We start from the raw sequence: 8,114 nt of genomic DNA, 5'->3' as shown, positions 1-8,114 counted from the left end.
GTCCGAGTCTCCCCGGTGTCGCCGGGAGACTCGGACAGGCGCTCTACTTCGCGAGAATTCCGGCACCCAACGAAGTGCGCACAGCGGGTGTTGCTACACCAGAACGCCTGTGAACTCCATAGCGCACCGTGATTTTTCCTGAAGTTCACCCAGGGCGCGCCGGGGCAGGTCCACCGAACGGCGGTACCGCGCGGGTGAAGATTGAGCGGTGAGCGCACCACCCCGCCCCAGCGCGGCCCCCCGTACTCCCGGCGCACGGACGAGCCGCCCGGCCAGTCGGCCAGCCGCCCGCCGCAGCCGGACGGTCGAGGAGCCGGGCTCGGCGCAGCAGGGGCTGTCGCCGCTGTCCCACATCGTCGCCGGGGTCGTATCGGCCGGCCAGGCGCTGGTCCTGTCGCTCGCGGTCGTGGTCCTTCCGGCGGTCGTCGCCTACCTCGTCGGCACGGCGACGCTCGCCACGCCCGCCGACGCCCCGGACGGCGCCGTCCAGGTGCGCTCCGCCGTCGACGTCGCCATGGGCATCTGGCTGCTGGGCCACGGAGTCCCGCTGACCGCGGACGCCGTCACGGTCTCCCTCGCTCCGCTCGGCATCGCGGCGCTCGCGCTGTTCGCCACGTACGCCTCGGCCAAGCGGTTCGCCACCACGTCCCTGCGCGCCTGGCTCGCGGGCGCGGTCACCTACGCCGTAGGCACGACGGCGGTCGCGGCGTTCGCGGGCAGCGCGCCCGGCTGGTCGCTCGCCGTGGCCGCCCTGGCCGGCCTGGTCATGGGCGGGCTCGGCATGGCGCTGGGCATCCTGGTCCGCCCAGATGGTCCGACGGCCGCCGAGATCGGCGAGCGGGCCGACGTGCTGGCCCGCCGGGTCACCGGCGTCGACCTGGTGCCCCCGACGCTCCGGCTCGGGCTGCGGGCCGGCACGGTGGCGGTCGCGCTGCTGCTCGGCGGCGCGGCGCTCCTGGTGGCGGCGTGGGCGCTGGCGGGGCGGGCCACGTCGTCGGACATCATCACCGCCCTCGAACCGGGCTGGACCGGCGGGATCGTGTTCGCCGTGGCCCAGCTCGCGCTGCTGCCCAACCTCGTGCTCTGGGCGGCCTCCTGGCTCGCGGGGCCCGGGTTCGCCGTCGGCGAGGGGACCAGCTTCACGCCGTTCGGGACGATCTCCGGTCCGCTGCCCGCGATCCCGCTCCTGGGAGCGCTGCCCGGCCAGGACTGGGCCAACCCGGTCAGCGCCTGGGCGCCCGTGCTCGTCGTGGCATGCGGCGTGGCCGCGGGCCTGTTCGCGTGGCGGCGGCTGGAGCCGTCGCTGGTCCGCTGGCCCGACGTCGGCTGGGTGCTCGCCGGGATCGTCCTCACCCCGGGCGTGCTCATGCTGCTGGGGCAGTGGTTCGCGGCGGGCGCCGGCGGCCCGGGTCGCCTGTCCGACGTCGGAGCGAACCCGTTGGCGACCGCTGGCCTGGTGGCCGCGGAGGTCGGCGGGGGAGCGGCCGCCGTGCTGCTCGGCGCCAAGCTGGACGTGGTGTCCCGGCGCGGCGAGATCGGTGGCGACCTGGCCGCGTGGCTGCGCCGTCCGGGCCCCGTCCCGGCCGACGACGCCGGCGACCCGACGCAGGACTTCGCACCCGACCCGGACGCCCCGGGCCCCGGTGTGCCCACTGACCTGGCGGCCGAGCTCGGGTTGGACGACGCGCCGGAGACGCCCGGCGCCGAGCGGACGGCGGAGCCGGGCGACGCACGCGGAACTCGCCCGGGAAAGTAGGCTGGGGCTCGTGCAGACGCCCTCCGGTCACCCCGTCGAGTCCACGTCGTCCCAGCGAGTCGTTGTGCTGGTCTCCGGGACCGGCTCCAACCTCGCGGCCCTCCTTGCCGCCCACGGCGAAGCGTCGTACGGTGCGCGAGTCGTCGGGGTGGTGACGGACAACCCTGCCGCAGGTGCCCTCGATCTCGCGCGGGACGCGGGGGTCGCGGCGGTTGTCGTCTCCCCGAAGGACTTCGAGGATCGTGCCGCGTGGAACGTGGGGCTCTCCGAGGCCGTGTCAGTGTTCCAGCCTGACCTCGTCGTGCTCGCGGGTTTCATGCGCATCCTCGCGCCGACTTTCGTGCGGCGATTCGAGGGTCGGATCATCAACACGCACCCCGCCCTCCTGCCCGCCTTCCCGGGAGCGCACGGTGTGCGCGATGCGCTCGCCCACGGTGTGAAGATCACGGGCTGCACCGTGCACGTCGTGGACGAGGGCGTGGACACTGGCCCGATCATCGCCCAAGCCGCCGTGCCGGTTCAGGAGCACGATGACGAGCCGACGCTCCACGAGCGCGTGAAGGTCGCCGAGCGCGCGCTGCTCGTCGAGACCGTCGGCCGCATCGCCCGCGAGGGCCTGTACGTGACGGGCCGCAAGGCGTCGATCGGCCGCTGAGCTGTTGTCAGAAGTCCGCTGCCACCACGCGATCTGGCATGGGTTTTGCATCAGAACCATGCCAGATCCTGTTCTCGAGGCGGACGTCCGCCGCGAGGCACCGATGGAACAACGTAGTGGTGTGGACATTTCACCCGTTCGACACACCTGACCGCTACCTTGTGCGGCGTGACCGCAGAGACGTCGACGTCAGAAGCTCCGACAGCCCAGGCCGCGGCCGTGACCGCCGTGCCGGACGTCCCGCTCCGGCACAACCGCGCCTACCTGCTGCTGACGACCGGGCGGTTCGCGCAGGCGATCGGCGCCGGCGTCGGGACATTCGCGGTACCGCTGCTGGCGTTCGAGGTCACGGGCTCGGTGGGCCAGGCGGGCCTGATCAGCGGCATCGGCCAGGCCGGTGCGCTGCTCGCCACGCTGCCGGCCGGCGTCGTCGCGGACCGGGTGAATCGCCGCCTGCTCCTGCTGGTCGCCGCCGCGACGGGCACGGCCCTGTGGGCGACGGTCGTCGCGGCCGGACTGACGGGCGCGCTCAGCGCCTGGCACCTGGCGGCGGTCCTGTTCGGCTCGTCGATGGTGAGCGCGTTCGTGAACCCGGCGTCGGGCGGTGCGCTGCGCGCCGTCGTGCCGGCCGCGCAGATGGCGAACGCCATGGCCGTGAACCAGGGCCGGATGGCGGCGGTGGGCCTGTTCGCCGGGCCTGTTGGCGGGTTCCTGTACGGCATGGCGCACGTGCTGCCGTTCGTGGCGTCCGTGGTCGGGCACGCGATCGAGGTCGTGGCCATCTCGTTCGTGCGCAAGCCGCTCAACGGGGAGCGGACCGGGCAGACGCATCCGCTGGCCGACCTGCGCGACGGGCTGCGCTTCGTGGGGGCCGTACCGCTCTTCCGGGCGGTGCTCGTGCTGATCACGCTGCTGAACCTCACCTCGATCGCGCTGATCGTGGCGATCAACCTGGAGCTGGTGCGCACCGGCACCGACCCCAGGCTCATCGGGCTGGTCGACGCGTGCGCCGGCATCAGCATGCTGGCGGGCGCGATCGTCGCGGGCCCGATCGTGCAGCGCACGCGGGTCGGCCGGTTCGGGATCCTCGTGATCGGCCTGCTCGTCGCCGCGCTCATGGTCATGGCGCTCGCACCGACCTACTGGGTGTTCGTCTCGATGCTGGCGGTCGGCGTGTTCCTCTACCCGGCGCTCAACGCGGGCTTCACGGGCTACCTCACGGTGATCATCCCGGACCGCATGATGGGCCGAGCCATGTCGCTGCTCGGCCTGACGGGCCTGATCGCCGCGCCGGCCGCCCCCGTGCTGGGCAGCGCGCTCCTGGAGGGCTGGGGGATCGGCGCCACCCTGTGGGTGATGGTGGGCGCCATGGCGTGCGTCCTCGTGGCCTTGTGTTTCGTCCGGCCCATGATGCGGATCGGCAAGCCGGACACGTGGGCGGCCGACGCCCTGGAGTAGAGGGCCGTCAGACGGCGGACCAGCCGCCGTCCGAGGCGATGATCGCGCCGTTGAGGTTCACCGAGTCCTTCGACAGGAGGAAGGTGATCGAGGCCGCGAGCTCCTCGGCCGTGGCCAGGCTCGGGATGTTGCCCTGGTACGGCCGCAGGACGGCGGCGCCGAAATCGGCCGCGCCGGGCACGGGGATGCCCGTGAGGACACCGCCGGGCGCCACGGCATTGGTGCGGATGCCGCTCTTCGCGTACATCACGGCTGACGACTTGGTCAGGCCGACCACCGCGTGCTTGGACGCGGTGTACGCGACGCCGGCGGACGAGCCGCGCAGCCCAGCCTCGGAGGCGACGTTGACGATGCGCCCCTCCTTTGCTGCCAGCATGCTCGGCACGACGGCGCGGGTGAGCCGCATGGTGCCCTCCAGGTTCACACGCAGCACGCGTTCCCACAGTGCGTCGCTGACCTCGTGGATCGCGGACATGTCGTCCATGATCCCGGCGACGTTGGCCAGCGCGTCGATGCGGTCGCCCGCGGCGAGGGTGATCCGCTCGACGTCGTCCTGGTCGGAGATGTCGCCGGCGACCGGGATGACCTCGGCCCCGGCGGGGAGGCCGGTCAGCGCGGCGGCGAGCTCGTCGAGCTTCTCCTTGGAGATGTCCGCGGCGACGACGCGGCCGCCCTCGCGCGCCACGCGGGTGGCGACGGCCCGGCCGATGCCGGACGCCGCACCCGTCACGATCACGGTCTGGCCCGCGAAGCGGCCGGGGGCGACCTGCTCGACCCAGCCGGTCGGCAGCTCGCCCTCGGCGTCCGCCTGGGCGGCCTCCTCGGGGGCGGCCTCCCGGTACGCGCCGATCAGCCCGTCGAGCGCCTCGGCGGGGAACTTGCCGCCGGACAGCGCCACGAGCTGCTCCAGCGGGAGGCTGCGGGCGGGGGCGAGCGAGTCCGGCGTCGCGCCGCCCTGGGCGAGGAAGCCGGCGAGGATCTGGCCACCCACGGGGTGGTCGAGCCACTCGCCGACGGTGGAGTGAACGGTCAGTGCCATGGTGTGCTCCTGGGACGGGATAGGTACCGGACAACGCTGTCCGGTACCTAGGATAGCCCCATGACCGGTGTACTTCGGGACCCTCGGCGCGGTGACGTCCCCCGCACTCCCGCGCGCCGTGGGGGAGCGCCCAACCTCGGCCCCCGAGCCGCGGCGGGCAACCGCGCGGCCCTGCTGGCGGCGGCGCGCGAGGTCTTCGGGTCCGCCGGGACCGGCGCGCCGCTGAGCGCCGTCGCCAAGCGCGCGGGCGTCGGGCAGGGCAGCCTCTACCGGCACTTCCCGGAGCGGATCGACCTCGTCGTGGCGGTCTTCGAGGAGCAGGTCGTGGCGGTCGAGGAGCTCGCGGCGCCGCCCGGCATCGAGCTGCCGGACCTGCTCGGGCTGGTCACGCGGCACGCCGTCGACTCGGTGGCGTTCGTGGACCTGGTGCGGCCGGGGGTGCCCGACACGCGCCTGCTCCCGCTGGGCGACCGGGTCGCCGTCGTGCTGGCGACGCGGCTGGACGACGCGATCGCGTCGGGCGAGGCCCCGCCCGGGACGACGCCGGACGACCTGCTGCTCGCGGTCTCGATGATGGCCGGCGGGCTGTCGGGGGTCGCGGAGGCCGACCGGGTGCGCCGGGCGAAGCGCGCCTGGGAGCTGCTGGGCTTCGCGGTGCGGATCCCCGCCGTCACGCAGGGCTGACGGCGCGGCGGACCGCGCCGGGCGCCTAGGCTGCCGCGCTCAGCAGGCCGGCTCGCATCTCCCCCGAGACGAGGCCGTAGCACTCAGTCCAGGCCTCCCGGACCTCGGGGGTGAAGTCGTCACCCAGCCCTTTCTCCAGCGTGGCGAGGAGTGCCGCCCCCACCGTGGGGAAGTGGTCCTCCGTCACGCCGTACCCGGCGTGCCGGCTACCGAGCTCGCGGACGGCGGCGGACGTCCCTGACCAGTTGCTCAGCCCGTTGACCGCCACGCCGAGCACCATCATGAGCTTCTTGCGCTGCTCGGTGAGATCTTCCGGGAACATCGATCGCAGCGACGGGTCCCGCTCGAAGAGATCGTCGTAGAAGAGCGTGGCTGCGACGTCCGCGATCGGGGCGACCTGCGCGAAGGTGCGCTGCACGTGGTCGATGTGGTGCTGTTCCATGGTGCTCCCTTTCGACGGGGCGCCGGTGGTGGGCGCCGGATGGTCTCGCTCACTGGGTGAATCTAGGTAGCACCTGTTGCCTCGCGAATGCAGTGTCGCGGGTGTTGCGTGAACGTCATCTCACAGGCTGCTGGTCGCCGTTGTGAGATGTTGTGGGATCGCGCACGGCGTCTCGCCGCGCGGTCGCCGGTCCGGCCAGGCACCTGCCGGGCCGAGCCCGTTCGGTTCGCGGCTAGACTCGTGGCGGCCGTGACTGGCGAGGGTGGGTCACCACCGGGGAGCGGCCGAGCGACCCGTGATGCGCGCCGCCCGCCTGGGTGCCAGGGTTTTCCGCGAAGCTACCTCCGAGGAGAACCGCCATGTCCGGCGCCCCGTCCACACCTGATGTCCAGCTCACCGACGACTCGCAGCGCCCCGTCCGGCGCGCCCTGCTGAGCGTCTACGACAAGACCGGCCTGATCGAGCTCGCCACCGCGCTGCACGACGCCGGGGTCGAGCTCGTCTCCACCGGGTCCACCGCGTCGAAGATCGCCGACGCCGGTATCCCCGTCACCCCCGTCGAGCAGCTCACGGGCTTCCCCGAGTGCCTGGAGGGCCGGGTCAAGACCCTGCACCCCCGCGTGCACGCCGGCATCCTCGCCGACACCCGCAAGCAGGACCACCTGGCCCAGCTCGCCGAGCTCGAGATCCAGCCCTTCGAGCTCGTCGTCGTCAACCTCTACCCGTTCGCCGCCACGGTGGCGTCGGGCGCCGGGCCGGACGCCGTCGTCGAGCAGATCGACATCGGCGGGCCCTCCATGGTGCGGGCCGCGGCGAAGAACCACCCGTCGGTCGCCGTGGTCGTGGACCCCGCCGCCTACCCCGCGGTGGCAGACGCCGTCCGCGCCGGCGGGTTCACGTATGCGCAGCGCAAGGCGCTCGCCGTCCAGGCGTTCGTGCACACCGCGACCTACGACGTCGCCGTGGCCTCCTGGATGGGGTCCGTGGTCTCCCCGACGGACGTGGTGGACGGCGCCGACGGGCCCGTCTCGACCGGCTTCCCCGCCTGGGTCGGCGGCACCTGGGACCGGTCGGACGTCCTGCGTTACGGCGAGAACCCGCACCAGCGCGCCGCCCTCTACACGCGCGGCGACGGCGTCACCGGCCTCGCCCAGGCCGAGCAGCTGCACGGCAAGGCCATGAGCTACAACAACTACGTCGACGCCGACGCCGCATGGCGGGCCGCCTGGGACCACGAGGGCCCCGCCGTGGCGATCATCAAGCACGCCAACCCGTGCGGGATCGCGGTCGGCGCCGACATCGCCGCAGCGCACGCGAAGGCGCACGCGACCGACCCGGTGAGCGCGTACGGCGGCGTGATCGCGGCCAACGGCGTGATCACGGCGGCCGCGGCGCAGCAGATCGCGCCCGTGTTCACCGAGGTCGTCGTGGCGCCCGGGTTCGAGCCGGAGGCGCTGGAGATCCTGCGGGCCAAGAAGAACATCCGGCTGCTGGTCGTGCCGGCGGCGCCGTCCGGCAGGGTTGAGACCCGGACGATCTCGGGCGGGCTGCTGATGCAGGCCACCGACCGGTTCCAGGCGGACGGGGACGCCCCGGAGAACTGGACCCTGGCGACCGGCGCGGCCGCCTCGCCCGAGGTGCTCGCCGACCTCGCCTTCGCGTGGAAGGCCGTGCGGGCCGCCAAGTCGAACGCGATCCTCCTGGCCAGGGCCGGCGCAGCGGTCGGCATCGGCATGGGCCAGGTCAACCGCGTGGACTCGTGCCGCCTCTCGGTCGAGCGCGCCAACACCCTGGCCGACGGCGCCGAGCGCGCCCGGGGCGCCGTCGCGGCGTCGGACGCCTTCTTCCCGTTCGCGGACGGCCTGCAGGTGCTGCTCGACGCCGGGGTGACCGCCGTCGTGCAGCCGGGCGGATCGATCCGGGACGACGAGGTGATCAAGGCCGCCGAGGCGGCCGGGATCACGATGTACCTGACGGGCACCCGCCACTTCGCCCACTGACCCCGTTCGCCGAAGTAGAGCGCCTGTCCGGACACCCGCTCTACCTCGCGCACCCGGGCACCGCGAGGTAGAGCGGGCTG

7 protein-coding genes are annotated in these 8,114 nt (G+C 73.4%); 5 read left to right on the top strand and 2 right to left on the bottom strand.

Going from position 1 to position 8,114, the window contains the following annotated elements:
* The first annotated feature begins 208 nt into the window (after positions 1-208).
* The 3 genes from ACFT2C_RS28655 (at position 209) to ACFT2C_RS28645 (ending at position 3,869) form a co-directional block, all read left to right on the top strand.
* Entirely contained in the window at positions 209-1,756 is a 1,548-nt protein-coding gene (locus ACFT2C_RS28655) for a DUF6350 family protein (protein ID WP_377210509.1), read from the top strand.
* A 10-nt stretch (positions 1,757-1,766) separates the two neighbouring features.
* A complete protein-coding gene (gene purN / locus ACFT2C_RS28650) occupies positions 1,767-2,411 on the top strand; it encodes a phosphoribosylglycinamide formyltransferase (RefSeq protein WP_377210508.1) in 645 nt (214 codons plus the stop codon).
* 168 nt (positions 2,412-2,579) lie between these two features.
* On the top strand, positions 2,580-3,869 hold the full coding sequence (locus ACFT2C_RS28645) for an MFS transporter (RefSeq protein ID WP_377210507.1): 1,290 nt from the start codon (positions 2,580-2,582) through the stop codon (positions 3,867-3,869).
* 7 nt (positions 3,870-3,876) lie between these two features.
* On the opposite strand, the gene ACFT2C_RS28640 is transcribed toward ACFT2C_RS28645, so the two are convergent.
* Positions 3,877-4,908, bottom strand: a complete 1,032-nt coding sequence (locus ACFT2C_RS28640) for an SDR family NAD(P)-dependent oxidoreductase (RefSeq protein WP_377210506.1) — start codon at positions 4,906-4,908, stop codon at positions 3,877-3,879.
* A gap of 60 nt (positions 4,909-4,968) precedes the next feature.
* On the opposite strand from ACFT2C_RS28640, the gene ACFT2C_RS28635 reads away from it, so the two are divergent.
* Complete coding sequence (locus ACFT2C_RS28635) at positions 4,969-5,592, top strand: TetR family transcriptional regulator (protein WP_377210505.1); 624 nt, start codon at positions 4,969-4,971, stop codon at positions 5,590-5,592.
* Between the two features lie 25 nt (positions 5,593-5,617).
* On the opposite strand, the gene ACFT2C_RS28630 is transcribed toward ACFT2C_RS28635, so the two are convergent.
* The gene (locus ACFT2C_RS28630) at positions 5,618-6,034 is read right to left on the bottom strand and encodes a globin family protein (RefSeq protein ID WP_377210504.1); all 417 of its coding nucleotides are present in this window, start codon (positions 6,032-6,034) and stop codon (positions 5,618-5,620) included.
* 359 nt (positions 6,035-6,393) lie between these two features.
* Between ACFT2C_RS28630 and purH the strand changes: the two genes are divergently transcribed.
* Positions 6,394-8,034, top strand: coding sequence for a bifunctional phosphoribosylaminoimidazolecarboxamide formyltransferase/IMP cyclohydrolase (purH, locus tag ACFT2C_RS28625; protein WP_377210503.1), 1,641 nt, complete (start codon positions 6,394-6,396; stop codon positions 8,032-8,034).
* Positions 8,035-8,114: the final 80 nt, after the last annotated feature.

This window comes from Promicromonospora sp. NPDC057138, from assembly GCF_042670845.1.
Taxonomy (GTDB): domain Bacteria; phylum Actinomycetota; class Actinomycetes; order Actinomycetales; family Cellulomonadaceae; genus Promicromonospora.
The sequence above is the reverse complement of the archived record's forward strand: the minus strand, read 5'-3'. Positions and strand labels throughout refer to the sequence as shown.